Origin of the sequence: Nonomuraea sp. NPDC048882, assembly GCF_040649755.1 — a bacterium.
GTDB lineage: Bacteria > Actinomycetota > Actinomycetes > Streptosporangiales > Streptosporangiaceae > Nonomuraea > Nonomuraea maheshkhaliensis.
In genome coordinates, this window is sequence record NZ_JBEZGB010000001.1 from 300,604 (window position 1) to 327,389 (window position 26,786).

The following is a 26,786-nucleotide window of genomic DNA, read 5'->3' on the forward strand; positions in this document are numbered from 1 at the left end:
AGCCGGCGCGCCTTCGTGGAGGTCAGCACGGGTCCATGGAGGCCGGGCGCGCCTTCGTGGGGGTCAGCGCAGGCCGTTTCAGCGGGAGGTCAGGACGCCGGCCAGGGCCTCGAAGGTCTCCACGGGGGTGCCGGGAGGCGGGGAGACGCGCAGCACCGGCTCGCGCAGGTGCAGCGGCGCCCGGGCCACCGGCACCACGCCGACCAGCAGGGACGCCTCGGCCGCCCGGGCGGCGGCGCGGACGGCGGTGTCGTCGGGCGGCGGCTTCAACGTGACGAGGGCGGAGGGCTCGTCCAGCGGCTCCGCGACCCGCCAGCCACCCGCCCCGTCGAGCAGCCCGCGCGCCGTGCGGCCGAGTCCGGCCAGGTGGTCGTGGATGACGGACGGGCCGAGCTCGTGGTGTTCCCGCACGGCCACCCCCAGCCCGACCCTCGCCGCGACGGCCGCCTCGGAGGTCTCATACCGAGCCGCTCCCGGCACAGGCCGAGGCTCATCCCCCACGGCGCCCCACGGCTCCGGCTGCTCGTCCCACGGTGAGCCAGGGTCGTTCCAGACATGGCCGGCGAGGGTCGGGGCCGGGGTGTCCATGGTGGCGGTGAGGCCGGGGACGATGAGGAAGCCGACCCCGCGCGGCCCGGCCAGCCACTTGCGCGACGTCCCCACGTACGCGCTCGCCCCCGCCCCCCGCACCTCCACGTGCCCCAGCGACTGGCAGACGTCCAGCACGAACGGCACCCCGGCGGCCCGGCACAGCGCCCCGGCCGCCTCGGCGGGCTGCACGACGCCATGGTGGGAGCCGAGGTGGGAGAGCACCACCAGGTCCAGCCCGGACCGCAGGCGGGCGCGCAGCCCGTCCGGGTCGAGCCGGCCGTCGGAGTCCACCGGCAGCTCGATCAGCCGCCACCCGCGCCGCTCGGCCAGCCGGCGCAGCAGCATGAACGTGCTGCCGTACTCGGCGCGGGTGCACCCGATCCGGCTGCCGGGCCCGAGCCGCCAGCCGCCCAGCAGCGCCGCCATCGCCTCGGTCCCGCTCTCCAGGAAGGCCACGTCACCGGCCTCCGCGCCGGCCAGCGCGGCCAGGTCCGTCCGGGCCCCGGTCAGGTCGGGCGCCGCCCGGTAGCCGCCGATCTCGCGTTCGCGCCGCAGATGAGCGATGACGGCGTCGAGCACGCGGTCGCTGGGCACGTTGCAGCCGGCCGCGTCGAGCAGGCCGGCGGGCGTCACGCTCCGTGCCGCCCGCCACGCCGCGCCGACGTGCCCGATCGCCGGCGAGGTCGTCACGCCTCGGCCAGGACCAGCGTGAAGTCCCCTGCCGGATCGGTGTAGCGGCGGCCGACGCGAAAGCCGGCCGCGGTCAGCTCAGCGCGCAGCCCCTCGGGCCGGAACTTGGCGCTGATCTCGGTCCTCATCTCCTCCCCGGCCTCGAACGACACCGCCAGCCCGAGCGCATCGACCCGCACCCGCATGGCCCGGGTCGCCCGCAGCCGCATCTCGATCCACTCGTGCCGCTCGTCGAAGACGGCCACGTGCTCGAACGCCTCGGGCTCGAAGTCCGCGTCCAGCTCGCGGTTGATCACCCGGAGCACGTTCCGGTTGAACTCGGCCGTCACCCCCGCCGCGTCGTCGTACGCGGCCACGAGCCGCCCGGTGTCCTTGACCAGGTCCGCCCCCAGCAGGAACGTGTCCCCCGGCCGCATCGTGGCCCGCAACTCCTTCAGGAAAACCGCGCGGGCGGCCGGTTCGAGGTTGCCGATCGTGCCACCGAGGAAGGCGACCATGCGCCGCCCCTCGCGTGGCAGCAGCGCCAGGTGGCGTTCGAAGTCGGCGCACACCGCGCGCACGTCCACGCCGGGGTAGCGGTCGGCCACCCGCCGCGCCGCGGCCTCCAGGGTGACCGCGTCCACGTCCACCGGTGTGTAGCCGCGCAGCCGGCCCGCCGTGGCGAGCGCGTCGAGCAGCAGCACGGTCTTCTCGCTGGTCCCCGACCCCAGCTCGACCAGTGTGTCGGCGCCGCAGGCGGCGACGATCTCGGCCGAGCGCGCCCGCAGGATGGCCAGCTCGCGCCGGGTCGGGTAGTACTCGGGCAGCCGGGTGATCTTCGAGAACAGCTCGCTGCCCACGGCGTCGTAGAACCACTTGGGCGGCAGCCACTTGGGCGAGGACGTCAGGCCGCTGGTGACGTCGTGTTCGAGCGCCTGGCGCAGGTAGTCGCGGTCGAGATGGTTGATCACACGCACGGTGGAGTGGCTGACGGGCACGAGGCCTCCTATAGAGAGATCACAACGGCTGGACGTTCACGTCACCGCCGGTGACGGTCAGCAGGCTCCGCTCGGGCACGGCCCGCCAGTCCGGCAGGTCGTCGAGCGGCTCGCTGGCCACCAGCACGCCGTCGTCGAGTTGGCGAAGGAACAGGGTGTCGCCCCAGACGGTCGCGACCACGGACGCGCCGTCGCAGGCGAGCAGGTTGAGCCGGGCGGCGGGGTCCTTCTCCCCGGCCCGGACGACGACGTCGGCCAGCGCCTCCCCCAGGCCGGCGCCGGCGCGACCGCGCTGGAACACGGCGGCGGCCACCCAGGCGGCGTCGCAGGTGCTCTCGGCGCCGTCGGCGAGGTCCTTGACCGCGTCGCGGGCGACGCGGCCGTTGTGGCTGAGCAGCCACCTGCCGTCGGCGAACGGCGCGGTCGCGGTCTCCTCGACCGGCATGCCCACGGTGGCCGAGCGCACCGCCGCCAGCAGGCAGGTCGAGCGGGCCACCGAGGCCAGGCCGGGCAGGTTGGCGTCGGTCCAGATGGGCACGGCGCGCCGGTAACGCACGGGCTCGGGGCGGGCGGGGTCGTACCAGCCCATGCCGAACCCGTCGGCGTTCACCAGGCCCGCGCGCTGGCGGCGGGGCTGATACGACTGCCTGAGCAGCCCGTACCCGGGCTCGTCGATGAGCGAGGAGAGCGGGCGGGCGGCGCCCAGCCAGGCGGCGTGCCGGCACATGTCAGACCAGCTCCGAGCGAGCGCACCGGAAACCGGTGAAGATCTGCCTGCGGATCGGATAGTCCCAGTTCCTGAACGTGGTCCGCACCGCCGCCGGATCGGCCGCCCACGAGCCGCCGCGCAGCACGCGGTATTCCTCGCCGAAGAACACCTCGCTGTACTCCTTGTACGGGAAGCTGCGGAAGCCCGGATACGCCTGGAACCAGGAGGAGGTCCACTCCCACACGTCCCCCACCATCTGCTCGGCCCCGTACGGCGAGGCCCCGCCCGGATAGGCGCCCAGCGGCGCGGGCCGGGCGGCGCGGTGGCCCAGGTTGGCCAGCGAAGGCCCCGGATCGTTCTCGCCCCACGGGTAACGCCTGGCCCGGCCCGCCTCCTGGTCCCAGCCGCACGCCTTCTCCCACTCGGCCTCGGTGGGCAGCCGCTTGCCGGCCCAGCGGGCGTAGGCGTCGGCCTCGTACCAGGAGACGTGCTGGACCGGCTCGTCCATCGGGACCGGCTCCGTGCGGCCGAAGCGGCTGCGGTGCCAGGTGCCGCCGTCCTTGGTCCAGAACAGCGGCGCGGTGATGCCCTTGCGCTGCCGCCACTGCCAGCCCTCAGGGGTCCAGAAGCGCTGGTCGTCGTAGCCGCCGTCCTCGATGAAGGCCGCATAGGCGGCGTTGCCGACGGGGAGCCGGTCGATCCAGTAGCCGGGCAGGTCGACCCAGGTGGCGGGTCGTTCGTTGTCGTAAGCCCACGGGAGCGTGTCGGTGCCCATGAGGAAGCGGCCCGCGGGCACGTGGACCTCGTCGGGGCCGCCGGGGCGCCCCGGCGGCAGCTCGCCCTCGCGGACGAGGCCGGGCTGCCCCGACAGTTGCAGCGTGGCCAGCATGGTCTCGTCGTGCTGGTGCTCGTGCTGGATCACCAGGCCGAACACGAAGCCGTCGCGGTGCAGCGGCGACGGGCCCTCCAGGTCGACCCGGTCGAGCACGTCGAGCACCCGGCCGCGGACGCCCTCGATGTAGCGGCGGGCCTCCGTGGGGCCGAGGAACGGCAGGCTGGGGCGGTCTTTGCGCGGCGTCTTGAACGCGTCGTAGATGTCGTCGATCTCGGGGCGCAGCGGCGTGATGCCGCCGGCCTCGCGCAGCACCCACAGCTCCTCGTAGTTGCCGACGTGCGCCAGGTCCCACACGAGCGGCGACATGAGCGGGGAGTGCTGCTTGATCAGCAGGTCGTCCTCCGCCTCCGTGTAGGCGAGGGAACGGTCGCGCACCGCGATGAGCTGCGCGGCGATGCGTTCCTTGAAGTCGTTCATAGCCATCCTTCGTTCGGTCCTTCGAGCCAGGGCGTGCCCGTGGGCCCCGGCTCCATCAGGTCGGTGGCCGGGGAGCGGCCCGTCGTCACGTGCCGGTCGGCGAACGCGGCCACCTCGGCCACCAGGCCGGGCTCGGCGCCCAGGCGCGGCAGGGCTTCGAGCGCGGCGCGGAAGCACGTCTCGGCCGCCCGGCGCAGCACCGGGTCGGCCAGCCCGCACCGCGCCGCCCGCTCCCACACCTGCGCGCCGGTTTCCTGGTCTCTCGCTCCTTCCGGCGGTTCCAGGTACGGCTCCACCGCGGCCATCGCGGCGTCGGCGGCCCGGTCGTCGGAGATGAGCGCGTGGGTCACCGCCACGCACACCGGCCAGGCCGCCGGGTGCTGCGCGTCCAGGTAGCGGATCTCCAGCCAGCCCCGCGGGCGTACCGGCGGGAACAGGGTGGTGGCGTGATAGGCGAGGTCCTCGGCGGTGGGCGGGCGCTGACCCTCTCCTCGGCCGTTCCCCGACCGGCCGCGCTCCAGCCAGTCGCGGAACGTCGAGCCGTCGCGAACGGGGCGGTAGCGCTCCTCGTCTTCGCGCACCAGCATGAGCCGGGCGTCCAGCAGGTATTCGGCCCAGTCCGCGGCCGGGTCGCCGCCGGCCGGGACGAGGGCGGTCCTGCTGGGGTCGAGGTTGTTCCACACGGCCTGGCGGCCCGACATCCAGCCGCACGGCCGGCCACCGCTCAGCGGGGAGTTGGCGAAGGCCGCCAGCAGCACCGGGCCGAGCGCGTGCGCGCGCTCCCACCGGGTCGCGGGTTGCGCGCCCAGGTCCAGGTTGACCTGGATGGACGCGGTCGAGCACATCATCAGCGCGCCGTACGGCCGCCCGAGGAAGGCGGCCATCGCGTCGTAGCGGGGGCGGTTGAGCTGGCGGCGCGCGGGGCGTACAGGATCGAGGCCCACCCCGCCCAGGACCAGCCCGGACGCGCGCAGCCCCGCCCTTACGGCGGCCATGTCGTCGGCCAGGGCGGCGAGCGCGGCGGGCAGCGGGCCCGCGGGACCCGACAGTTCGAGCTGGCCGCCCGGCTCGAACGTCACCCGGCTCCCGCCCGGCAGCAGCGCGGGCAGGGACCCCTCGACCTCGGCCAGCGCCACGTGCCTGGCGGGCTCGGCCCGGTCGAAGACCAGAAACTCCAGCTCCACGCCCACCCGGTCGGAGGTGGCGGGCTGGAAACAGCGGCGCGCGAAGTCCGCCACCTCCGAGGCATCGCGCAGCGGCGTGCTCTCGGCCGTGACCCCGATCATCGTCTTCCCTTCGCCGGCGACGCAGGTCACGACTACAGATCCGCGAGGCGCGCGATCGTTACAGACGAATTTCCGTGTAACGGATGCGGCCCGCCGGGCACTAGCTCTTATGGAGCAGGGACCATCGGAGTGCGACGCGGTGCTCGCGTCGCTCACCGACTACCTCGACGACGCGCTCCCGCCCGGCCGGCGCGCGGGCGTGGCGGCGCATCTGGGGTCGTGCCCGGGGTGCGCGGCCTGGCTGGCGCAGCTCCGCGCGACGATCGCGGCGCTGCGCTGCCTGCGTGACGGCGTCGTGCCGCCGCCGGTGCTGGCCGCGCTGCGCGACAGCTTCAGCAGGTAGGAGCTCCGGGAAGCGGGAGAACGTTCGGGCAGGAGGGCGTGAAGGCGCGAGAGACCACGAGCGGATGGAGGCGTGGCGGGCAGGAGCGGATCGAGGCAGGCGTGGATGGAGGCGTGGCGGGCCCGATCGGCGGGGCCACCGCCTCGGTCAGCCGCTGTGCCGCTCGCGGAAGGCGGACATCAACCGGTCGCGGACGCCGGTGGGCAGCTTCTCCGGGGGCTGGTCGCCCAGGACCCTGATCGTGGCGCGAAACTGCTCGAAGTAGCGCTCGCAGTGCTCGCAGCAGGAGAGATGTGCCCGTACGCCGTCGTGTGACGGCCGGTCGAGGGCGTCTTCAAGGTAGGCGGTGAGGAGTTCCACCAGTTCGTCGCAGGTGAACCGCTTCACGACGTTGACCGCCCTTGTCTCTGAGATGAACCGTTTCACTTATTGTCGCCGCTGAACGGACCGGATGGGGGCCGTCAGCCGTTCCGGTTACTGTTCGGCCTGCGTGACCGAGCCGTAGTAGTCGGCCAGCCAGCCGCGCACCGCCGTACGGGCGCGGTGGAGCAGCACCCGCTGGTTGGCCGCGGAGATCTCCAGGATCTCGCACACCTCGTCGGAGGAGTAGCCCTCCACGTCACGCAGGGTGATCACGACCCGCTGCCGCGGCGGCAGCCGGCCCAGGGCCTCGGCCGTCAGCGCGCGCACCTCCGCGGCCAGCGCCTCGCCCTCGGGCGAGGGCCAGGCCGCCCCCGGCTCGCCCCAGCCGCCGCCGTCGGGGAACGACACTCCGTCGGGGAACGCGACGCCGTCGGCCTCGAAGGCGCTCCACGGCAGGGTGCGGCTCTCGCGCATGCCGCGCTTCTTCGCGGTGTTGACCAGGATGCGGTAGACCCACGTCTTGATCGAGGAACGTCCCTCGAAGCGGTCGATCCCGTCGATCACCGCCAGCCACGTGTCCTGTACGACCTCCTCGGCGGACGGGTCGGTGGACACGTAGGATCTGGCGACCCTCAGCATGCCCCTCGACCAGGTGTCGAGCAGCGCCGCGAACATCGTCTCGTCGCCCGCGCGCAGTGCCGTGACGACGACGTCGTCCGGTGGCAGCCTCCCGCCCGCGAAAGCCCCCACGATCGCTCCCCCTCCGGTCGGACGCTGGGACAACTTCTCACCTCAGAACCAAACCGGGAGTCCGGTGTCTTCCTCGGTGGAAGGACTCGCTCAGGCTAGACTCCACCACTGACGTTTCCCCGATGGACGGGGCATAGCCATCCCCGGTGCGTATTGCCGCAAAAACGGGCAAACCGGTAGACGGAGGAATAAGCCCCGGCGAACGGGTGAGGAGCATCGCATGCGGTCCGAGAGACTGCTCTACGCGGCGAACGGGGTCGATCTCCGGGTCGCCGACGTCGAGCTGACCGGCGGTGAGCGCGTGGAGCGGCCCTTCATCCGCACGCCGAGTGCCGCCGGGGCGGTCGTCTTCCACGGCGGGCGGGTGCTGCTGCTGTGGCGGCACCGGCCCATCACCGGCACGTGGGGCTGGGAGATCCCGCTCGGCGAGATCGGGCCGGAGGAGGAGCCTGAGCAGGCGGCGGCACGACACGTCGAGGAGCAGACGGGCCTGCGGCCGGGGCCGCTGCTGCCGCTGATGCGGATCCGCCCGGCCGGCGACGTCGCCGACTGCGAGCACATCGTCTTCGCCGCCCACCAGCCCGAGCCCGCCCCGGCCCCGGTGACCGCCCCCGAGGCCCGCGACGACGCGAGCCAGGACGGCGGCGGTGAGGGGCGGGAGCGGGCCGAGTGGGTGCCGATGCTGCGGGTCCAGGGGCTGATCGAGGAGCAGGCGATCACCTCGGCGACCACGTCGGCCGCCCTCCTGCACTTCCTGGCCGACCTCCTCCAGGCCCGCACGGCTCACTGAGGGGCCCGCTGAGGGGCCGTTCAGGCTGTCACCGTTGATCACCCACCGGTTCCTGTGCCGGCTCCGCGCTCTCCGCCCGCTCTGGAGCGGCCCGCAGGCGGTCGCGGCGGTTGGCGAGCAGGCTTGTGATCGTCACGACGGTCAGGACGGAGACGATCACCCCGAGCGAGGCCAATGTCGGGATCTCCGGCACCTGGGCCCACACGCCGTGCGCCCAGTGCAGCAGCAGCTTGACCCCGATGAAGGCGAGGATGACGCTGAGCCCGTGGTTCAGGTGGCGCAGCTTGGTCAGCACGCCCTTGAGCACGAAGTACAGCGCCCGCAGCCCCAGCAGCGCGAACGCGTTCGTGGCGAACACCAGGAACGGGTCCTCGGTGACGCCGTACACGGCCGGTACGGAGTCCACCGCGAAGACGATGTCCGTGGCCAGGATCGCCACCGCCGCCAGCGCCAGCGGGGTCAGCGCCAGCCGCCCCTTCTCGCGTACGGCCAGCCGGGAGCCGCGGTAGTCCTCGGTGACCGCGACGAAGCGCCGTACCAGCCGGACCGTGCGCATGGAGGAGATGTCCACCTCCTGCTCGTGCCCGGTCATGACGTCCCTGAGGATCTTGCCGGCGGTCAGGATGAGGATCACGCCGAACAGCAGGAACGCCCACGTGCCGCTCTGCAGCGCGGCGGCGCCCAGCCCGATGAAGACGGCGCGCAGGACCAGCGCCCCGACGATGCCGTACAGCAGCACCCGCCTGGCCAGCGCCTGCGGCACCGCGAAGGCCGCCAGCAGCAGCATGAACACGAACAGGTTGTCCACCGACAGCGACTTCTCCACCACGAACCCGGTGAAGAACTCGGCCGCCACGACACCCCCGTGGCCGGCCCACAGGTAGACGCCGAAGAGCAGGGGCAGCAGCAGGTAGAAGACCGACCAGCCGACCGCCTCGCGCATCCGTTCCTCGCGCGGGCGGCGGGTGAGGATCAGGTCCAGCGACAGCAGCAGCACCAGGGCCGCGACCGTGATGGTCCAGAGAGCCGGTGAGGCGATGGTGGGCAGCGCGATGGCATGCGGAATCGTCCCCGCGGACATGGGTACCTCCCTCGAACGCACTTCTCGTTCGAGGTCTCCTTCACCCATGATCAGGCGGCCGCCCGGGGACGCGCGGGACGTCCGTACTGACCGGGTCGGCACTTGGGAAGTACTCCCCTCGCCGCTTCAGAGTAGATGAGATCCGGACATCGCGACACCCCGGCCGTCCCGGACGGCGGCGATCACGCGTACTCTGGTGCTGCCGTCAGGCTCGCGTGGGCCGGGCGTCACGTCGCTTTCGCCCGCGCCGGCGGCCGGGCGGCTTGACGGGCCAATTGAACGACTTTTTAAATTCCTTCATGGGACGCATCGCTGGGGTCACCGCCGCCGAGACGCGCGAGCGGCTGCTGCGCGCCGCCGCCGACGCCTTCGCCGAGCACGGCTACGACGGCACGCGCGTGGCGGACATCGCGGCGGCGGCGGGCGTGAGCAACGGCGCCCTCTACGCGCACTTCGGGTCGAAGGCCGAGCTGCTGGTGGCCGCGTTGCGGGCGCACGCGCGGCGCCGGCTGGAGAGCCTGTTCGCCGCCGACCCCGACCGGTCGGCCACGGACCTGCTCCTGGCCCTCGGCCGCGCCCTGCCCCGCGACCGCGACCCCGACGGTTACCTCATCGTGGAGGCGCTGGTCGCGGCGCGCAGGGACGAGAGCGTGGCCGGCCCCATGCGCGACTACATGAGCGAGCGCGCGGAGTGGATCTCCGACCTGCTGCGTGCCGGGCAGGGCGACCGCGAGATCGACCCGGGGCTGTCGCCCGCCGCGCTGGCCCACTTCTGCCTGCTGCTCGCGATGGGCAGCGCGGTCGTCACGCCGACGCTGCATCACGTGGACGACGCCGAGTGGACCGCGCTGCTGGCCCGGATCATCGCCGGGCTGGCCCCTCTGGACCGGCCCGCCGAGAACGGGCCCGCGTGCGAGCTTTCTGATGAGAACGTGGGCAGGCTCGTGAAAACCTACCTGGACGAGCCCGCTGAGCGGCTCGCCGACCCGACGGAGATCGCGTGAAACTGAACATCGACCCCGAGCGCTGCCAGGGCCACGGCCGCTGCTACGACCTCGCCCCCGAGTTGTTCGGCGAGGACGACGAGGGCTACGGGCGAGTGCTCGGCGACGGCCTCGTGGCCCCCGGCCAGGAGCGGGACGCGCGCCTGGCGGTGGTCAACTGCCCGGAGCACGCGATCGACGCCGGCTCGGCCTGACCCGCCGCGGAATCAGCGGTCCGCGCGCGATGGCGAGGCCGTCGAGGTGCGGACGATGAGGTCGGGCTGGAAGACGACCAGCCGGTGCTCGTGCCCGGCCGGCTCGTTCGCCTCTTCGAGCAGGAGCTGCGCCGCGGTGTGGCCGAGCTGCTCGCGCGGCTGGCGGATCGACGACAGCGGCACGGCCGCCGCGGCGGCGAAGTCGATGTCGTCGTAGCCGATGATGGCCAGATCCTCGGGCACCCGCAGGCCGCGCTGCGTCATCTCCTGCAGCACCCCGATCGCGACCAGGTCGTTGGCACAGAAGACCGCTGTGGGCCGCTCGGCGGCGGGCAGGCCGGCGATCTCCTGACCGGCCAGCCTGCCGGTGGCGACGGTGAGGTCGGGCAGGGGGATCACGGTGAGCGCGTCGCCGGGGCCGAGCACGCTCGCCAGGCCGTCGTGGCGCTCGCGCACCTGGCGGACGGTGAACGGGCCGCCGGCGTAGGCGATGCGGTGGTGCCCCTGCTCGCGTAAGTGCCGGCCGGCCAGCCGCCCGCCGAGCACGTCGTCCACCGCGACGGCGCAGCCCTGGCTGTAGCCGGCCGAGCTGTCGAAGCGCACCACCGGGATGCCGCGGGCGACGAGCCGGCGCAGCCGTTCCTCCTCGCCGCGGTCGTTGACCGGGGTGATCAGCACGCCGAGCGGCCGCTGCTCCTCGAACGTCTCCAGCAGCCCCGCCTCGCGGCCGGCGTCCTTGCTGCTGGTGAAGACCATCACGGTGAGGTCGGCGCCCTGGGCCACGCCCTCGACGCCGCGCAGCACGTCGATCACGAACGGGTTAGCCAGGTCGAGCGCCACCAGCCCGATGGTGCGGCTGCGGCCCGCGCGCAGCTGCCTGGCGGAGCCGTTGCGGACGTAGCCGAGCCGCTCGATCGCCTCGCGCACCCTGCGCAGGGTGTCGGGCGCCACCAGCTCCGGGCGGTTGAGCACGTTGCTCACGGTGCCGACGGAGACCCCGGCGAGCCGGGCGACCTCTTTGATGCTCGACATCGTCCCTCGCCGCGAGCCTTGTCGTCGCTGCGATCATAGCGCAGCCGGTCCTGACCGTCATGGAACGGTACACGACCGGACGGCCGCCGCCCGTGCCCGGTGCCGCACCTACAGTGATCTTCTTCGGTTCCGCTTGACCGGCGTGGACATCCATGCCTAGATCAAGTGCATCCGTCCCGCCCCACCCCCCGGAGGACCCGCCGCATGGCCTCGGCTGGAACGCGTACGCCGTGCTGACCCCGCCCCCCGACCCGGCCGTGGAGCGCAGGCGGCGCCGCGGGCTGGTGCTGCGGATCTCCACCGTGCTGGCGGGCGTCCTGCAGCTGGCCCTGGCCGGTTTCCTGATCACGCTGCCGGGCGGCTCCACCACGCTCGACCCCTTGCCCGGCTCCGAACGCGACCGCCGGCCCGAGGCCGTCCGCGTGCCGATGGCCGCCGCCACTCCGCGCCCCGCGGCCTCCAGTGCGCGTCCGTCCGCGCCGACCGCGCCGACCGCGCCGGCCGCGCCCACCACGCGTCCGACGTCGTCCCCGTACGGGTGGACGTCCCGTCCGAGCCCGGCCACCTCGCCGACGACCGTCCCCACGGGAACCGGCCCCACCACGACGGCCGATTCCGGCTCGACAACCGTGAGCCCGGCCGGCCCGGCCTCCACCAACGCCCCCGGCGCCTCCGCGCCGCCCGCCACGCGCCGCCCCGGGCCCGCCCGCAAGCGCGGCTACGTGCCGCCGGAACCGGCCCTCAGCCCGGCGCCGCGGATCGTCTCCACCTTGGCGCCCCTGGTCAGGCAGCCGAGACCGCGCGCCACCAGGACGACGCTCCCCGGCAGCGTCCCCGGAAGCGCGTCCGACCAGACCGGGTACTAGCCGGGGGTCGCACCGGCTCCACCCGCGGCTCCACCCTTCGGAGGTGCCGCTCCACCCACCGCCGTTCCTACCGTTCGAGGCATGGACAAACGGTTCGAACTGGTGAAGTGGCTGCTGGACGCCACAGGGGGAAAAGTGAACGGAAAATTCCTGATCACGCTCGTCGTCGTGGGCCTGGTGGTGGTGGCCGGGTTCATCGCGTTCCGCCTTATCTTGGTGGAGATGATTCTCAGCCTGAGGGACTCCCGCTAGGACATGCGCGACGTGTGGGCGCGGGTCGCGCGGCTTCTGGCCGCCGACGACCCCGAGACGGGGCGGCTGGCCAGGGTCCTGATCAGCTTCGCGCTGGCCTGGTCACTGGTGGTCGCCGCGCCGGTCCGCGCCCCAGTGCCGGTCTGGTCGGCGCTGGGCGTGGCGATGGCCTGCTGGCTGGCGTTCGTGCTGCTCGACGGGCGCCGGCCCCGGGTGGCCGTGGGGCTGCTCGGGGCCGGGTCCGCGGTGGCCTCGGCGGTGACCGGGTCGGAGTCGGCGGCGCCCACGGTGTTCATGTTCGCCATGCTGCTGCTGTTCGTGGCGCACCTGACGCCGAGCGTCAAGGCCGTCGTCGCCGTCGCCGCCGCCGATCTCGTGCTGATGACGGGGAACATGATCTGGTTCGGCCAGTCGTCGCGCTCGATCGCGGTGCAGGCGGCGGTGGTGGTCTGCACGGTGCTGTTCGCGGCGCAGCGGCGCCAGTACCGGCGCGCGCTGCAGGACCGGGCCAGGGCGCTGGCGCTGGACGAGCGCGCCCGCATCGCGAGGGAGCTGCACGACGTGCTCGCCCACTCGCTCGGCGCGCTGGGGGTGCAGCTCGACGTGGCCGAGGCGCTGCTGACGGAGCGGGGTGACGTGGCGGGGGCGGTGGCCAGGATCAGGCGGTCGCGCGGGCTCGCCCGTGACGGGCTGGTCGAGGCGCGGGCGGCGGTGGCGGCGCTGCGCGAGGACGTGCCGCCGCTGCCGGACGCGCTCAGGCTGCTGGTGACCGAGCATCGCCGTGATCACGACGTACGGGCCGAGCTGCGGGCGACGGGCCCGCGCCGCCCGATCACGCCGGCGGCGGAGGTCTGCCTGCTGCGCACGGCGCGCGAGGCGCTCACCAACACCGCCAAGCACGCGCCGGGCCACCCGGTCACGCTCGACCTGGCATACGGCGACCAGGCCGTCCGCCTGACGATCCGCAATCCCCTTCCGCCCGCTTCACCGCCGGCCTCACCGCCGACAGGGGATGATCCCATGGAGCCCGCAGCGTCCGGGTACGGGCTGTCCGGCATGCGGGAGCGGGTCGCGCTGGCGGGCGGGACGCTGCACGCCGGGCCGGTCGGCGGGTTCTGGGAGGTACGGGCGGAGGTGCCGGAGTGAGAGTCCTGGTCGTGGACGACCAGCAGGCGATGCGCGAGGGTCTGGTGGCCCTGCTCGGGCTGGTCGACGGCGTGGAGGTGGTCGGCGACGCGGCGCAGGGCGAGCGGGCGCTGGCGTTGGTGGCGGAGCTGGCGCCGGACGTGGTGCTGATGGACCTGCGCATGCCCGTCATGGACGGCGTGGAGGCGACCAGGCGGATCGTGCGCGACCATCCGGGGGTGGCCGTGGTGGTGCTGACCACGTACGACGACGACCGGTCCGTCGACTCGGCCCTGCTGGCGGGGGCGCGCGGCTACCTCACCAAGGACGCGGGGCGGGCGGAGATCGCGGCCGCGCTGCGTTCCGCCGTCGCCGGGCAGTCCACCTTCTCCGCCGCCGCGGCCAGGAGGCTGGTGGAGGCGCTGTCCAGGGGCGTGCCCGAGCCGGTGACGGAGTGCCCGGACGGGCTGACGGCGCGGGAGGTGGAGGTGCTGCGGCTGATCGCGCGCGGGCTGAGCAACGCCGAGATCGGCGCCCGCCTGTTCATCGCCGGGACGACCGTCAAGACGCACATCAACAACGCCTTCGCCAAGATCGGCGTACGCAACCGCACCGAGGCCGCGAACTACGCCCGCGACCGGCTCACCTGACGCCGGGGCGGTGGGGTGGGCACCGGTAGATTCATTTGTCAGGACATGCCCGACCTGAGGAGCCCCCGTGACCATCCCCCACCTGACCGGCGTCCATCCGGCCTGGCTGCCGCCCGAGGCGTTCCTGGCGATCGGCTCGCGCCGCACGCTCATCGTGGCCGACGAGTCGGCACTGGCCGGAACTGTCCGGATCGAGGTGGCCGACGCCTGTGCCCGCCACGGCGGCGCCGTCGTGGCTCCGGGAGAGGCGGCCGACCTGGTGTTCGCCCTCACCTCGGCCGGCCCGCTGCCGCCCGCTGCGCAGGAGGTCGCCGGGCAGGCGGTCGCCGGGCCGGAGCTCGGCGCCGAGGGTTTCCTGCTGGCCCGCCAGGACGGTGTCACGGTGGTGCTGGCCGACGACCCGGCGGGCCTGCTGTACGGGTTCTTCGAGGTGGTCAGGCAGGGTGAGGCCGCGTTCGGTGCGCCACGGCCGGCCGAGCCGCACCGGCCCGCGCTGCGCCGGCGCATGCTCGACCATTGGGACAACATCGACGTGCATCCGGTGATGGGCCAGGTCGAGCGCGGCTACTCGGGCGGCTCGATCTTCTGGCGGGACGGCGTCCTGCACGAGGACCTGTCCCGGGTGCGGGTCTACGCCCGGCTCCTGGCGGCGACCGGGATCAACGCGGTCGGGATCAACAACGTCAACGTGCACGCCACCGAGGCCCGCCTGCTCACCGACCGGCTCGCCGAGGTGGCCGCCATCGCGGCGGAGTTCCGTCCGTACGGCATCCGCGTGCATCTGTCGGTCAACTTCGCCTCGCCCGTCGCGCTCGGCGGGCTGGACACCGCCGACCCGCTGGACGAGCGGGTGCGGGAGTGGTGGGCGGGCACGACCGACCGCGTCTACAAGGCCATCCCCGACTTCGGCGGTTTCGTGGTCAAGGCCGACTCCGAAGGGCAGCCGGGGCCGTTCGCGTACGGGCGCAGCCACGCCGACGGCGCCAACGTGCTGGCCGACGCCCTCGCCCCGCACGGCGGCGTCGTGCACTGGCGCGCCTTCGTCTACAACCACCGCCAGGACTGGCGCGACCGCTCGACCGACCGCGCCCGCGCGGCCCACGACCACTTCGCGCCGCTCGACGGGGAGTTCAGGGACAACGCGATCCTCCAGGTCAAGCACGGCCCGCTGGACTTCCAGACGCGCGAGCCGGTCTCGCCGGTGATCGCCGCCATGCCGGGCACGCGGCTGGCGGTGGAGCTGCAGGTGACGCAGGAGTACACCGGCCAGCAGCGGCACGTGTGCTACCTGGCCCCAATGTGGAGCGAGGTGCTGGGGTTCCGCTTCTGGGGTCCTGACGGGCGTGCGGTGGCGGACGTGACCACGAGCGGCGGCCTGGTCGCGGTCTCCAACGTCGGCGACGACCCCTACTGGACCGGCCACCCCCTGGCCCAGGCCAACCTGTACGCCTTCGGCCGCCTGGCCTGGCAGCCGGGCCTCGGCCCGGCCGCCGTCCTGGACGAGTGGATCGGCCTGACGTTCCCGGTGGACAGTGAAGCGCTGCGCGACACGCTGCACGCGGTGATGGACGACTCCTGGCGCACGTACGAGCGCTACACCGCCCCGCTCGGCGTCTGCTTCATGGTCCGCCCCGGCCACCACTACGGCCCCGACGTGGACGGGTACGAGTACACGCAGTGGGGCACGTACCACTTCGCCGACCGCGACGGCATCGGCGTGGACCGCACCCGCGCCACGGGCACCGGCTACACCGGCCAGTACCCGGCGCCGTGGTCGGAGGTGTACGAGTCACTGGCCGAGTGCCCCGACGAGCTGCTGCTCTTCTTCCACCACGTGCCGTACGGGCACGTGCTGCACAGCGGCACCACGGTCGTCCAGCACATCTACGACACCCACTTCGCCGGCGCCGAGCAGGCGGCGGCGATGCGGGCGCGCTGGGCGGAGCTGGACGGGAGCAAGACGGTCGGCGCGGCCCTGCACGCGCGGGTGAGCGAGCTGCTCGACGAGCAGGTCCGCTCGGCGGAGGAGTGGCGCGACCAGGTCAACACCTATTTCCTCCGCAAGTCGGGCGTCCCCGACGCACACGGCCGCCGCATCTACTGACCGCTCGGCGGCCGCATCTACTGACCGCTCGGCGGCCGTGTCTCCTGACCGCACGGCCGCCGAGCGGTGAACCGCCGCTACTGACGGGTGAACCGCTGCTGGACCTCGGTGATCATCGGGCCGGCGTTCCACAGGAGCGTCGCCGTGAGCACCGAGGCCAGCAGGGCCAGCGCCACCTCGGAGGCGAACAACGTGACGCCCGCCGCCACGACGAGCAGGCAGGCGTCGGCCAGGGTGGCCCGGGGGAAGCGGCCCAGCGCGTAGGCGGCCAGCCGGGCCACGTCCACCGCCCTGAACGCGAACAACGACGTGATGACCAGCGCGTTGGCCACCCAGAGCGTGGACCCCGCCGCGACCGCGACCAGCAGCACCGCCCACCAGCCCGGCACCCCGGCGGCGGAGAAGTTGGCCACGCTCGTGCCCACGACGGCCATCCAGGCCAGCCACGGCGCCCAGATCTTCAGCACGCCGGCGAAGTTGAGCCGGTAGCCGCGCCAGAACGCGCCGGCCGGGCGCAGGTCCGCCAGCTCACGGCTGCGGTGACGCAGCGCGTACAGGGCGGCCGACAGTGCCGGGCCGGCGGGGAGCAGGCAGGCGGCGGCCAGCGGCACGTTGCCCGCGGACCGGTCGAGCAGCACGAGCGCCACCAGCCCAGGTACGGCGGTGAGCAGGATCAGCAGCTCGACCACGAGCAGGGTGTAGACGAACGCGGCGACCCGTGAGAGCGGTCCGGTGCCGAACCGCCGTGCCGCTCCCACGTCGCTCATCGTCCGTCTCCTTCAGGGCCGGGCATGCGATTCAGCCCTTTCGCGGAGAATAGCGGGATCAGCTGCCGTGCTCCTTCTTGAAGCGCTCGTAGGCGGTGTTGACGAGGTTGAGGTAGGAGGTCGAGTTCTTGGCCTCCAGCTCCTTGACGTAGGCGTCCCACTCGCTGAGGTCGCGCTCGCCCAGGATGAACTTGAGCGTGTTCTGGGTGACGTGGTCCTTCAGCGGCGTCTCCCACAGCGAGGCCTGCTCACGCTCCTCCTCGGTGAACGGCGCCGCCGGCTCGACCGGCCACGGCTTGCGGGTGTTCATCACCTTCTGGAACTCCAGCTCCTCCTCGGAGAAGGTGGATTCGAGCAGCGCGGTCGGGCCGCCGTAGGCGAACACGCCGTTGCCGAAGCCGAAGTCCTTCTGCAGGTGCTTGGCCGCCCCCGGGTTCAGGCCGACGTAGTCGACGTCCTTGGCGAGCTTGTACTTGCCCGAGGCGTCCTTCGTGAACGTCGTCCCCTCGACGCCCCACTTGCCGAACTCCTGGCCCGCGTCGGAGTACCAGAGCCAGTCGATGAACTGCATCATGGCGACGAAGTTCTTGCTCTCCGTGGCCTTCTTGGAGATCATGATGCCGTTCTCCAGCCGGGTGGCGATCTTGTACTCGCCGATCGGCCCGAGCGGGACCGGAATCTTGACGATCTTGGCCTCGGGGATGTTCTCGGTCAGCGGGCCCCGGTAGTCGTTGATCAGCGTCTGCGCGTTGGTGCTGATCACGAAGGACTTGCCGGAGACGAACTTCTGCTTGGCCGCGTCGTCCTGCTGGGTGAAGCTCTCGGGGTCGAGCAGCTTCTCCTTCACCAGCTTGTTCAGGTACTCCAGCGTCTGCTTGTACTGCGGCATCGCTCCCGTGTACGCCCACTTGCCGGCCGTGACGTCCCACATGGCGTGCTGGTACTCCCAGCCGCCCTTGGTGCCGTACGCCTGGGCGATCAGCTTGAGGATGTTGCCGCCCGGCGTGGGCACGCCCCAGCGGTCGGTCATCGGGTAGAGGTCGGGATACTCGGCCTTCATCGCCTTGAGCATGGCGTAGAAGTCGTCGAGGGTCTTGGGGATCTCGATCTTGAGCTTGTCCAGGATGTCGGTGCGCACCGCGAAGGAGTAGTCGACCCAGATGTTCTGGTGCAGGCCGGGCAGCAGGTAGACGCGGCCGTCCGACTGCATGATCGAGTTCAGCTCGGGCTGGAGCTGCCACTTGGCGACGCGGTCCTTGAAGTTCGGCATCAGGTCGAAGTAGTCGCTGACCGGCAGGACGGCGCCGGAGGCGACGAACGCCTCCTCCTGCGGGTGGTAGGTCTTCGGGATGATCAGCGGCGCGTCGCCGGCGCCGATGATCAGGGCGCGCTTCTTCTCGTAGTCGCTGAGCGGCACCGTCGTCGGGGTGATGGTGACGTTGGTGCGCTTGGAGAGCTCCTGCCAGAACAGCCAGTCGTTCTTGATCGGGTAGAACGGGTGGTTGTTGTAGAGCATGCTGAACGACACCGGCTCGGTGGCCTTGAACTGCTGGCCGACGCCGTAGCTCGCCATCGCGCCTGCCTTGTTGGCCGACATGTCCGCGCCCTTCGCGGGGGCCTCACCGTCGCTGCCGCAGGCGGTCAGTGCGAGGGAGGCGAAGGCGCTGAGGCCGATGATCGCCTGACGCCGCGAGATGTCACGCATGTGGGGGGATCCTTTCCCGTGATTCTGCTGGGTGGGGGGCGGAGGGAGGTCAGCCCTTGACCGCGCCGAGCATGACGCCGGAGACGAAGTAACGCTGGACGAACGGATAGACCACGAGGATGGGCAGGACGGTCAGGACGATCGTCACCGCCTGGATGTTGGCGGCCGCCTGCGTCACCTCGGTCGCCGCGGCGCCGTAGGAGTCGGAGCCGGTGGCGCCGGCGATGAGGTTGCGCAGGTAGACGGTCACCGGGAACAGGTCCGCCTCGTTCATGTAGAGGAACGCCTGGAACCAGGAGTTCCAGAACGAGACCGCGTAGAAGAGGATCATCGTGGCGAGCACCGCCTTCGACAGCGGCAGCACGATCTTCCAGAGGATGCCGTAGGTGTTGAGGCCGTCGATCGCCGCCGCCTCCTCCAGGTCCTGCGGCAGGCTCTCGAAGAACGCCTTCATCACCAGGAGGTTGAAGACGCTGATGGCGTTGGGCAGCACGATGGCCCAGATCGAGTTCTTCATGCCGAGACCGGTGATCAGCACGTAGTTCGGGATCAGGCCGCCGGTGAAGAACATGGTGAAAACCGCGATGCCGATGAGCGCCTTGCGGCCTTTGAGGTGCTTCTTGGAGAGCACGTACGCGTACGAGGTCGTCATCACGATCGCGATGAACGTCGCGACGACCGTGTAGACCACCGTGTTGCGGTAGTTCGTCCAGAACGTCGGGTCCGACGCCACGATCCGGTACGTCGTCAGGTTGAACCCCTTGGGGATGAGGTTCACCTCGCCCGCGCTGATGGCGCTCTGGCTGCTGAACGAGCGGGCCAGGATGTTGACGAACGGATAGAGCGTCACCACCACGACGCCGGTCAGGATGAGGCCGTTGAACCACTGGAAGACGCGGTAGCCCCGGGTCAGCTCGTGCGTTGTCACCACAGGCTCGTCCCAACTGTGCGGCGGGAGATCACGTTGGCCGAGAGGATCAGGACCAGCCCGACCAGCGCCTCGAACAGGCCGATGGCCGCCGCGTAGCTGAAGTTGCTGGACTCCAGGCCCATCCGGTACAGGTAGGTGGAGATCACGTCGGCGGTCGGATACGTCAGGGGGTTGTACAGCAGCAGGACCTTCTCGAAGCCCACCGCCATGAACGTGCCGATGTTGAGGATCAGCAGCGTGACCGCCGTCGGCCGGATGCCCGGCAGCGTCACGTGCCAGATCTGCCGCCAGCGGCCGGCGCCGTCGATCCTGGCCGCCTCGTAGAGCTGGTCGTCGATGGTCGTCAGCGCCGCCAGGTAGAGGATCGTGCCCCAGCCGACCGTCTGCCAGACCTCGGAGCTGACGTAGATCGTCCGGAACCAGCCCGGGTCCTGCATGAACGAGATCTTCTCGCTGCCCACGAAGTCGAGGAACGCGTTGATCGGCCCGTCCAGCGAGGTCATCTGCATGACGAGGCCGGCCACGATCACCATCGACAGGAAGTGCGGCAGGTACGACACCGACTGCAGGAACCGCTTCAGCGTGCGCCGCCTGACCTCGTTCAGCAGCAGGGCCAGGATGATCGGCAGCGGGAAGCAGAAGATCAGGGTCAGCGCGCCGAGCACCAGGGTGTTGGTGAACACGTTCCAGAACGTCGGGTCGTTCAGGAACAGCTTCACGTAGCGCAGGCCCACCCATTCCTCGCCGAAGATGCTGCCGCCCGGCTCGAACTTCCTGAAGGCGATGACGTTCCCGATCATCGGGGCGTACCGGAAGATCAAGAAGAACAGCAGCGGCAGGATCGCCAGCGAGTAGAGCTGCCAGTCGCGGCGGAAGGCGGCCCGCCACGAGCCGGCGGGCCTGCGCCTGCGCCGGCGCGGCGCCGGTCTCTCCTCGCGCGGCACCGGCCTGGCCGCGTCCAGCGTCTTGGGTGTGGTCATCCTCGGCCCTCCGGTGAGTCGCGGTCGATGTGCGCCGGCACTCGCAGTTGCCGCAGGTGGCCGACCTCGCGCTCGGCGCCGGTCAGGCGCAGCGGCAGGCTCGCCTCGAACGCCGCGCTGGAGCGGCCGAGGCGCAGCTCGACGTCGCCCGGCTCGACGATGCGCCGGCCGCGCGTGCCGGTGAACGAGGTGACGTCGGCGGGGACGGTGAAGCTCACCCGCGCGCTCTCCCCCGCCTCCAGCGGGACCCGGGCGAAGCCGATCAGCCGGACGACGGGCCTGGTCGTCTGCGCCACCGGGTCGTGCAGGTAGAGCTGGACGACCTCCGCACCGCCGCGCGCACCGGTGTTGCTTACCGTGACCTCGACGCTCACCTCGCCGTCCACCGGCCACTCCGCCGATTCGCCCGCGACGCGGGCGCCGCTCCACTCGAAGGTGGTGTAGCTCAGGCCGTGCCCGAACGGGTACGCGGGCGTCGGGTCCACGGACGACACCTGGGTGCGCAGGCCGAGCGGCGGCGACAGGTACGTCGAAGGCAGGCCACCGGCGTCGCGCGGGACGCTGACGGGCAGGCGGCCCGACGGGTTCACCGCGCCGGTCAGCACCTCGGCCAGTGCTTGGCCGCCGCGCTGGCCGGGGAAGAAGCCGTACACGACGGCCGCGGCCGCCTCCAGCTCCTGGCCCAGCGCGTACGGGCGTCCGGCCAGCAGCACCAGCACCACCGGCGTGCCGGTCGCCAGCACGGCCCGGACCAGCTCCGCCTGCACGCCCGGCAGGCGCAGGTCGGTGGCGTCGCAGCCCTCGCCGGACGTGCCGCGCCCGAACAGCCCGGCGCGGTCGCCGACGGCCACCACGCACACGTCGCTCGCCGCGGCCAGCTCGGCCGCCGCGGCGATGCCGGAGGTGTCGTCACCGGTGATGCCGCAGCCCGGCGCGTACGCCAGGCCGGGGACCAGCCCGCCGAGCGCCTCGCGCAGGGACGGCAGGTCCAGGCCCAGACCGTGCTCGGAGTGCGGGCCGACGTGCGCGGGGAAGGCGTAGCAGCCCAGCATCGCCATGGGGTCGTCGGCGACCGGGCCCACCAGCGCCACCCGGCGGCCGGGGGCCAGCGGCAGGACCTGCCCGGTGTTGCGGACGACGACGATCGCCTCGCGGGCCAGGCGCAGGGCGAGCTCCCTGCTCTCCTCGTCGTCCAGCCTGACCTGCTCGGCGGGCCCGGGCAGCGGCTGCCAGCCCGCGTCGAGCAGGCCGAGCTCAGCCTTCTGCGTCAGCACGCGGAGCAGGGCGCGGTCGATCAGCGCCTCGTCCACCGTCCCCGCCTTGACCGCCTCGACGAGCGGCGCGCCGAAGGTGTCCACCGTGGGCAGCTCGACGTCGATCCCGGCCCGCAGCGCCAGCCCCGCCGCCTGCCCCGCGTCGGCGGCGACCCGGTGCAGGCGCTCCAGGAACCGGATCGCGAAGTAGTCGGCGACCACCGTGCCGTCGAAGCCCCATTCGTCCCGCAGCAGCCCCGTGAGCAGGCTCTCGTCGGCCGCCACGGGAACGCCGTCGATCTCGGTGTAGGAGTGCATGACCGACCGGGCCCCGCCCAGGCGCAGCGCCATCTCGAACGGCGGCAGCACGACGTCGGCCAGCTCCCTGCGGCCCATCGGGACGGGGGCCAGGTTGCGACCCCCTCGGGAGGCGGAGTAGCCGGCGAAGTGCTTGAGCGTGGCCACCACCCCGGCGCTCTCCAGGCCGCGCACGTAGGCGGCGCCGAGCAGGCCCACCAGGTACGGGTCCTCACCGATCGTCTCCTCGGTGCGGCCCCAGCGGTAGTCCCTGGTCACGTCCACCACCGGGGCCAGGCCCTGGTGCACGCCCGCGGCCCGCATCGACCGGCCGATCCGGCCCGCCACCTCCTCCAGCAGGTCGGGGTCGAACGAGGCGCCCCAGCTCAGCGGCGCCGGATACACCGTCGCCCGCCAGGCCGCGAAGCCCGTCAGGCACTCCTCGTGCACCTGGGCCGGGATGCCGAACCTGCTGGCCGCGACGATCTCGGCCTGCGAGGCCGCCAGCGACCTGGCACCCGCCACCGGATCGACAGGCGCGGTTCCGAAGGGCCTGGTCAGCTGGCCGAGCCCCTGCCTGATCGCGTCGTCCCACTCGGGGCCGCCGCCCATGTCGGTCTGGTGCGGGGCGACGCCGCCCCCCGATGCGTCGGCGCCGACCCACACCCCGACGAGCTGGGCGACCTTCTCCTCAAGAGTCATGAGCGGAACGAGCGCTCCGGCCCGCTCCGCGGGTGACAGGCGCGTGTCCCGCCACCGTTCGCTCTCGCCTGAGGTCGAGCTCGCGTCGATCGGTATCTGGCCCCTCATGCCATCCCTTCGGCCGAACGACGGCGCCTGTCCGCGGCGGGAGCGGGTGGTGTTTGCGCGGGGGTGACGCCGAAAGTTTTCAGGTAAATCCATTTAATATTGCGGCAACATAAAGGGCTAGTCAGGGTGTGTCAAGAGTGCCGCCAACCTGCTGTGTTACAGGTTGGTTCGTTTCAGTCCAACCGCAGCTCACGGCGGGTCGGGGCGCGCGATCAACGTAAACTTGCCCGAAACTTTCGGAACCGCGGGACGCGCCGTTCTCACTCACGGGAACGATCCGGCCACGGAGGCGATGCGGCCTCGGGAGCCGTCCGGTTGCGGGGGCGAGGCGACCGGGGAAGCCGCCAGACCACGGACGGGATCCGGTCGCGGATGGAGCCCAGCCCGTGGGGGCCGCTCAGGCTATGGGAGCTAGGAAGTCGCCTTCCGGAAATGTCCGGCAGCCCGGAAATGTCCGGCGGCCTCGTCTGGCCGGCCGAGAGCCGCGGCCAGGTGGCCGAGGTACAGGGCCACGGGGCCCAGGGTGACCAGCCCGCTGCCCGCGCCGGCCAGCTCCCCTTCGGCCGGCAGCAGTCGTTCGCGGAGCCGTTCGAGCAGGAGGCGCCCGTCGGGGTCGAGCGGCCGCTCGGCGGTGGCCAGCACGGCCACGGCGTGCAGGCAGGTCCGCGCCTCCAGCAGCAGGTCGGACGGCGAGTCGGGCACCGCGCGGGCAGCCTCGGACGCCTCCTCGCGACGCCCCTGGGCGAGCAGGATCAACGGCCTGGCCCACCTCTCGTACGGCCCCCAATCGGCCCCGGCCAGCTCCACCACCCCGGCCGGCCCTTCACCCCTCCGGAACCCCGCCCCGGCCGGCCCCTCCCCCGGCCAGAACCGCACCCCGTCCGCCACTTCCAGGCAGAGGAGGGCGAGCGGCAGGATGCCGTCCTCCACGCCGGGCATGCCGGTGCCGCCGAGGCGGGCGGCGGCCGTGCGGTAGGCGGTGCGTGCCTCGTCCGTACGCCCTTCCACGGCGAGGCGGAGGGCGGCGTACCAGGTGGTGAAGACCCCCACCAGCGGCAGGTCATGACGCTCGGCGAGCCGGTCGGCGGCCTCAGCGTGCCGATCGGCCGCCTCCAGGTCGGCGAGCGCGGCACTGGCCTGGAGCAGGACCAGCCGCCCCAGCACCTCGAACGGCACCATCCCGTCGTCACCGGCGGACAGCCGGAGCAGCGCGGAGCCGATCGCGGCGCGCTCAGGCGCGAGCCCCGCCCGGTGGAAGCTCTGCATGTAGCGGCCGTTCAGCGCGTAGGCGAGCAGGGTGCGATCGTCCGACCTCCGCGCGATCTCCTCGGCCTCGCGCGCCGCCCGCACTCCGCGCTGCCCGGGGTCGGCGCGCCGTTCCATCGCGACGGTGACGAGCAGCCGGGCCCGCTCGCTCTCGTGCCCGGGAGGCAGGGCGGCCAGCGTGCGCTCGGCGGCGTCGACGAGCCGCGCGGACAGGGCCGGGTCGTCGTTGGCGGTCCAGATGGCGGGCACGTCGAACGACCCGATGACCTTCGCGGTCAGCACCGGATCCCCGATCGCCTCCGCCGCCCCGACCGCCTCGGCCCGGTAACGCCGCGACTCCTGCAGTTCCCCGCTCACCGCCAGCGCCCGCCCCAGCCCCATCACGGCCACCAGCCGCTCCGACACACCCCCGTCCCCGACACCATCGTCCGTCCAGGCATCACCGCCACGACCGCCTGGAACGGCCTGCGCGTCACCACCACGAACGCCCCGAACCAGTGGGACCTGCTCCAGAGCTGCCAGCGTCTCGCGCCACAGGCGGGCCGCCTCGTGCGGGGCCGACCTGCGTTCGGCGCGCTCGGCCGCCGCACGGGCGTAGCGGGCCGTACGGGCGGCGCCGGCCCGGCCCTGGGCGCGCAGGCAGTGGTGGACGATGGTCTCCACGTCGCCGGGACGCAGGCGTTCGACGATCCCGGCGGCCGTGGCGTGCCAGCGGGCGCGGCGGGCGTGCGGGACGTCCTCGTACAGCGCCTCGCGCACCAGGGCGTGCGCGAACCGCGACCGGTCGGCGTCCCGCTCGACCAGGAAGCCCGCGAGCAGGGCGGACTCCACCGAGTCCAGCACCCGGTCCTCCTCCGCTCCCGTCAGCGGGATCAGCACGTCGAGGTCGACCTCCTCGCCGAGCACGGCGGCCTGGCGCAGATGCGTGCGGGTGACGTCCGGCAGCGCGGCCAGGCGGTGCCGGATGACGTCCCGCACCCCGGCCGGGACCGCGTGCAGGGCCTGCTCGCCCTCGCTCTCCCACACCCTCGTGAGCTCCCGGACGAAGAACGGGTTCCCGCCGCTGCGCGCGTGGATCGTGCGGGCGTCGCCGTCGCTCATCTCACGGCTGGCGACGGCCCTGACCAGCTCGGCTACCTGCCCCTCGGTGAGGCCGCCCAGGTAGATCCGCACGGGTTCGGCCCGCGCGACCCGTCCCAGCGTCTCGGCCAGCCCAGGTGAGATCTCGGTCGCCCGGTACGTGCCCACGACGAGCACCGGAGCGGGGCCGAGGTCGGCGGCCAGCATGGTGAGCAGGGCCAGGGTCTCCTCGTCCGCCCAGTGCAGGTCGTCGAGGACGAGGAGCAGCGGGCGGTCGGCGGCGAAGGCGGCGAGGGAGGAGACGATCGCCCGATGCCGCCTGAACCGAGCAGCCTGCGGATCCCCTTCCGTTTCCGCAGCAGCGGTGGGGGTGGTGTCCGTCGGGGCGGTCGTGGCGGTCAGGTCAGCGTGGATCTGAGCCCATGGCCAGGCGGCGGGCGCGCCCGGGAGTTCGGGGCTGGCGCCCCACGCCGTGTGCCAGCCGCCGTCCTCAAGCCGCCGGGCGAGCGTCCGTACCAGCGCGGTCTTGCCGGCGCCCGCCGCCCCGGAGACCAGCACCAGCCCCGAGCGCCCCGCCACCACACCTGCCGCAGCCCGCTCCAACTCCCCCAGCTCCGCAACCCGCCCCACGAACGGCCGCCCACCGCGCCCCGGCTCCACGACCTCCTCCGCGAACGGACCCCCGGGAGACTCCACCCCACCCGGCTCCGCGAACGGGCGGCCGCCGGAGCCCAGCGCACTGTTCGAGCGCGGGTGGTGGTCGGGCGGACCGGCCGTGAGGTGGGGGGACTGGGCGAGGATATCGGCTTCGAGGTGGCGCAGGTCCTCCCCCGGGTCCACGCCGAGTTCCTCGCGGAGCACCTTCCTGGCCCGCCGCAACGTCCCCAGCGCATCCCCTTGCCGGCCCGTCCGGTACAGCGCCAACGCCAGCAGCCGCCAGCCGTCCTCGCGCAACGGGTGGCCGGTCACATGGGCCTCAAGGTCGGGGATCGCCTCGGCCGCCCGGCCCGAGCTCAGTGCCGCAGAGGCGCGGCGTTCCACGGCCAGAAGGCGCAGCTCGGACAGCCGAGCGGCCTCGCCGGCGGCCCAGCCCTGGTCGGCGAACTCGGCGTACGCGGGCCCCCGCCACAGCCCGAGCGCGACGTCGAGCGACTCGCGGGCCTGCTCGGCGGGCAGGTCGGCGGCCTGTGCGAGCAGGGATTCGAAGCGCAGGGCGTCCACATCGGAGGGGTCGGTGCGTAGTGCGTAGCCGGGAGGTGAGGTGATCAGGAGGCGGGAGGGGGCGCGGGGCGGGCGGTCGGGTTCGAGCGCCTTGCGCAGGTCGGCGACGAAGGTCTGCAGGGCTCCGAGCGCCCCCGCGGGCGGAACGGCCCAGAGATCGTCGATCAGCCACGACACCGGCACCACCCGCCCCCTGGCCACCAGCAGCCGGGCCAGGACGGATCGGTGCCGCGGCCCCTTGAGCCGGATCGGGCCCCGGTCATCACCGGCCGTCAACGGGCCCAGCACCCCGAATGTCACCATCGCCGTCCAACCTATCCGCCCAGCTGAAGCCGACTAACCACGCACCGGCCGACT

Annotated in this window: 24 protein-coding genes; 9 read left to right on the plus strand and 15 right to left on the minus strand. The window is 72.6% G+C overall.

Going from position 1 to position 26,786, the window contains the following annotated elements; translation table 11 throughout:
• Positions 1-78 precede the first annotated feature (78 nt).
• Genes egtE through egtA form a run of 5 tightly spaced genes read right to left on the minus strand, consistent with a single transcriptional unit; the run spans position 79 to position 5,565 of the window.
• A complete protein-coding gene (gene egtE, locus AB0C27_RS01295; RefSeq protein ID WP_357835978.1) occupies positions 79-1,281 on the minus strand; it encodes an ergothioneine biosynthesis PLP-dependent enzyme EgtE in 1,203 nt (400 codons plus the stop codon).
• Positions 1,278-2,258, minus strand: coding sequence for an L-histidine N(alpha)-methyltransferase (gene egtD / locus AB0C27_RS01300; RefSeq protein WP_357835981.1), 981 nt, complete (start codon positions 2,256-2,258; stop codon positions 1,278-1,280). Before egtD ends, egtE begins: the two co-directional genes overlap by 4 nt.
• 19 nt (positions 2,259-2,277) lie before the next feature.
• Complete coding sequence (gene egtC, locus AB0C27_RS01305; protein WP_357835985.1) at positions 2,278-2,985, minus strand: ergothioneine biosynthesis protein EgtC; 708 nt, start codon at positions 2,983-2,985, stop codon at positions 2,278-2,280.
• A gap of 1 nt (position 2,986) precedes the next feature.
• Positions 2,987-4,279 carry an ergothioneine biosynthesis protein EgtB gene (egtB, locus tag AB0C27_RS01310; RefSeq protein ID WP_357835988.1) on the minus strand — a complete coding sequence of 431 codons (1,293 nt, stop codon included), beginning with the start codon at positions 4,277-4,279 and terminating at the stop codon, positions 2,987-2,989.
• Positions 4,276-5,565 carry an ergothioneine biosynthesis glutamate--cysteine ligase EgtA gene (egtA, locus tag AB0C27_RS01315; RefSeq protein WP_357835991.1) on the minus strand — a complete coding sequence of 430 codons (1,290 nt, stop codon included), beginning with the start codon at positions 5,563-5,565 and terminating at the stop codon, positions 4,276-4,278. Before egtA ends, egtB begins: the two co-directional genes overlap by 4 nt.
• 109 nt (positions 5,566-5,674) lie before the next feature.
• On the opposite strand from egtA, the gene AB0C27_RS01320 reads away from it, so the two are divergent.
• Positions 5,675-5,908, plus strand: coding sequence for a zf-HC2 domain-containing protein (locus tag AB0C27_RS01320; protein WP_357835994.1), 234 nt, complete (start codon positions 5,675-5,677; stop codon positions 5,906-5,908).
• Positions 5,909-6,055: 147 nt separating this feature from the next.
• On the opposite strand, the gene AB0C27_RS01325 is transcribed toward AB0C27_RS01320, so the two are convergent.
• On the minus strand, positions 6,056-6,295 hold the full coding sequence (locus AB0C27_RS01325; RefSeq protein WP_346112389.1) for a zf-HC2 domain-containing protein: 240 nt from the start codon (positions 6,293-6,295) through the stop codon (positions 6,056-6,058).
• Between the two features lie 87 nt (positions 6,296-6,382).
• On the minus strand, positions 6,383-7,021 hold the full coding sequence (locus AB0C27_RS01330; RefSeq protein WP_357835998.1) for an RNA polymerase sigma factor: 639 nt from the start codon (positions 7,019-7,021) through the stop codon (positions 6,383-6,385).
• A 220-nt stretch (positions 7,022-7,241) separates the two neighbouring features.
• On the opposite strand from AB0C27_RS01330, the gene AB0C27_RS01335 reads away from it, so the two are divergent.
• Positions 7,242-7,811, plus strand: coding sequence for an NUDIX domain-containing protein (locus AB0C27_RS01335; protein ID WP_357836001.1), 570 nt, complete (start codon positions 7,242-7,244; stop codon positions 7,809-7,811).
• Positions 7,812-7,839: 28 nt separating this feature from the next.
• On the opposite strand, the gene AB0C27_RS01340 is transcribed toward AB0C27_RS01335, so the two are convergent.
• Entirely contained in the window at positions 7,840-8,892 is a 1,053-nt protein-coding gene (locus tag AB0C27_RS01340; RefSeq protein WP_357836004.1) for a TerC/Alx family metal homeostasis membrane protein, read from the minus strand.
• A 299-nt stretch (positions 8,893-9,191) separates the two neighbouring features.
• Here AB0C27_RS01340 and AB0C27_RS01345 point away from each other — a divergent pair, with 299 nt between their 5' ends.
• On the plus strand, positions 9,192-9,896 hold the full coding sequence (locus tag AB0C27_RS01345) for a TetR/AcrR family transcriptional regulator (protein WP_357836007.1): 705 nt from the start codon (positions 9,192-9,194) through the stop codon (positions 9,894-9,896).
• The gene (locus tag AB0C27_RS01350) at positions 9,893-10,090 is read left to right on the plus strand and encodes a ferredoxin (RefSeq protein ID WP_357836010.1); all 198 of its coding nucleotides are present in this window, start codon (positions 9,893-9,895) and stop codon (positions 10,088-10,090) included. The genes AB0C27_RS01345 and AB0C27_RS01350 overlap by 4 nt, the downstream gene beginning before the upstream one ends.
• A gap of 12 nt (positions 10,091-10,102) precedes the next feature.
• Here AB0C27_RS01350 and AB0C27_RS01355 read toward each other — a convergent pair whose 3' ends face one another.
• Positions 10,103-11,122: a LacI family DNA-binding transcriptional regulator gene (locus tag AB0C27_RS01355; RefSeq protein WP_357836013.1), complete on the minus strand. Its 1,020-nt coding sequence runs from the start codon at positions 11,120-11,122 to the stop codon at positions 10,103-10,105.
• A gap of 152 nt (positions 11,123-11,274) precedes the next feature.
• Here AB0C27_RS01355 and AB0C27_RS01360 point away from each other — a divergent pair, with 152 nt between their 5' ends.
• From AB0C27_RS01360 to AB0C27_RS01380, 5 genes are all read left to right on the plus strand, one after another.
• Positions 11,275-11,988, plus strand: a complete 714-nt coding sequence (locus AB0C27_RS01360) for a hypothetical protein (RefSeq protein WP_357836016.1) — start codon at positions 11,275-11,277, stop codon at positions 11,986-11,988.
• 81 nt (positions 11,989-12,069) lie between these two features.
• Positions 12,070-12,240, plus strand: coding sequence for a hypothetical protein (locus AB0C27_RS01365; protein ID WP_346112398.1), 171 nt, complete (start codon positions 12,070-12,072; stop codon positions 12,238-12,240).
• A 3-nt stretch (positions 12,241-12,243) separates the two neighbouring features.
• Positions 12,244-13,386: a histidine kinase gene (locus AB0C27_RS01370; RefSeq protein WP_357836019.1), complete on the plus strand. Its 1,143-nt coding sequence runs from the start codon at positions 12,244-12,246 to the stop codon at positions 13,384-13,386.
• Positions 13,383-14,015 carry a response regulator transcription factor gene (locus tag AB0C27_RS01375; RefSeq protein ID WP_357836022.1) on the plus strand — a complete coding sequence of 211 codons (633 nt, stop codon included), beginning with the start codon at positions 13,383-13,385 and terminating at the stop codon, positions 14,013-14,015. Before AB0C27_RS01370 ends, AB0C27_RS01375 begins: the two co-directional genes overlap by 4 nt.
• A gap of 67 nt (positions 14,016-14,082) precedes the next feature.
• The gene (locus AB0C27_RS01380; RefSeq protein WP_357836025.1) at positions 14,083-16,119 is read left to right on the plus strand and encodes an alpha-glucuronidase; all 2,037 of its coding nucleotides are present in this window, start codon (positions 14,083-14,085) and stop codon (positions 16,117-16,119) included.
• Positions 16,120-16,196: 77 nt separating this feature from the next.
• Here the strand turns inward: AB0C27_RS01380 and AB0C27_RS01385 are convergent, their stop codons facing one another.
• From AB0C27_RS01385 to AB0C27_RS01410, 6 genes are all read right to left on the minus strand, one after another.
• Entirely contained in the window at positions 16,197-16,886 is a 690-nt protein-coding gene (locus AB0C27_RS01385; RefSeq protein WP_357836027.1) for a hypothetical protein, read from the minus strand.
• A gap of 58 nt (positions 16,887-16,944) precedes the next feature.
• Entirely contained in the window at positions 16,945-18,591 is a 1,647-nt protein-coding gene (locus AB0C27_RS01390; protein ID WP_357836030.1) for an extracellular solute-binding protein, read from the minus strand.
• A 49-nt stretch (positions 18,592-18,640) separates the two neighbouring features.
• Positions 18,641-19,519: a carbohydrate ABC transporter permease gene (locus AB0C27_RS01395; protein ID WP_357836033.1), complete on the minus strand. Its 879-nt coding sequence runs from the start codon at positions 19,517-19,519 to the stop codon at positions 18,641-18,643.
• Positions 19,516-20,502, minus strand: coding sequence for an ABC transporter permease subunit (locus AB0C27_RS01400; RefSeq protein WP_357836036.1), 987 nt, complete (start codon positions 20,500-20,502; stop codon positions 19,516-19,518). The genes AB0C27_RS01395 and AB0C27_RS01400 overlap by 4 nt, the downstream gene beginning before the upstream one ends.
• Complete coding sequence (locus tag AB0C27_RS01405; RefSeq protein ID WP_357836039.1) at positions 20,499-22,862, minus strand: glycoside hydrolase family 3 N-terminal domain-containing protein; 2,364 nt, start codon at positions 22,860-22,862, stop codon at positions 20,499-20,501. Before AB0C27_RS01405 ends, AB0C27_RS01400 begins: the two co-directional genes overlap by 4 nt.
• A gap of 411 nt (positions 22,863-23,273) precedes the next feature.
• Positions 23,274-26,732, minus strand: a complete 3,459-nt coding sequence (locus AB0C27_RS01410) for a BTAD domain-containing putative transcriptional regulator (protein WP_357836042.1) — start codon at positions 26,730-26,732, stop codon at positions 23,274-23,276.
• Between the last annotated feature and the right edge of the window lie 54 nt (positions 26,733-26,786).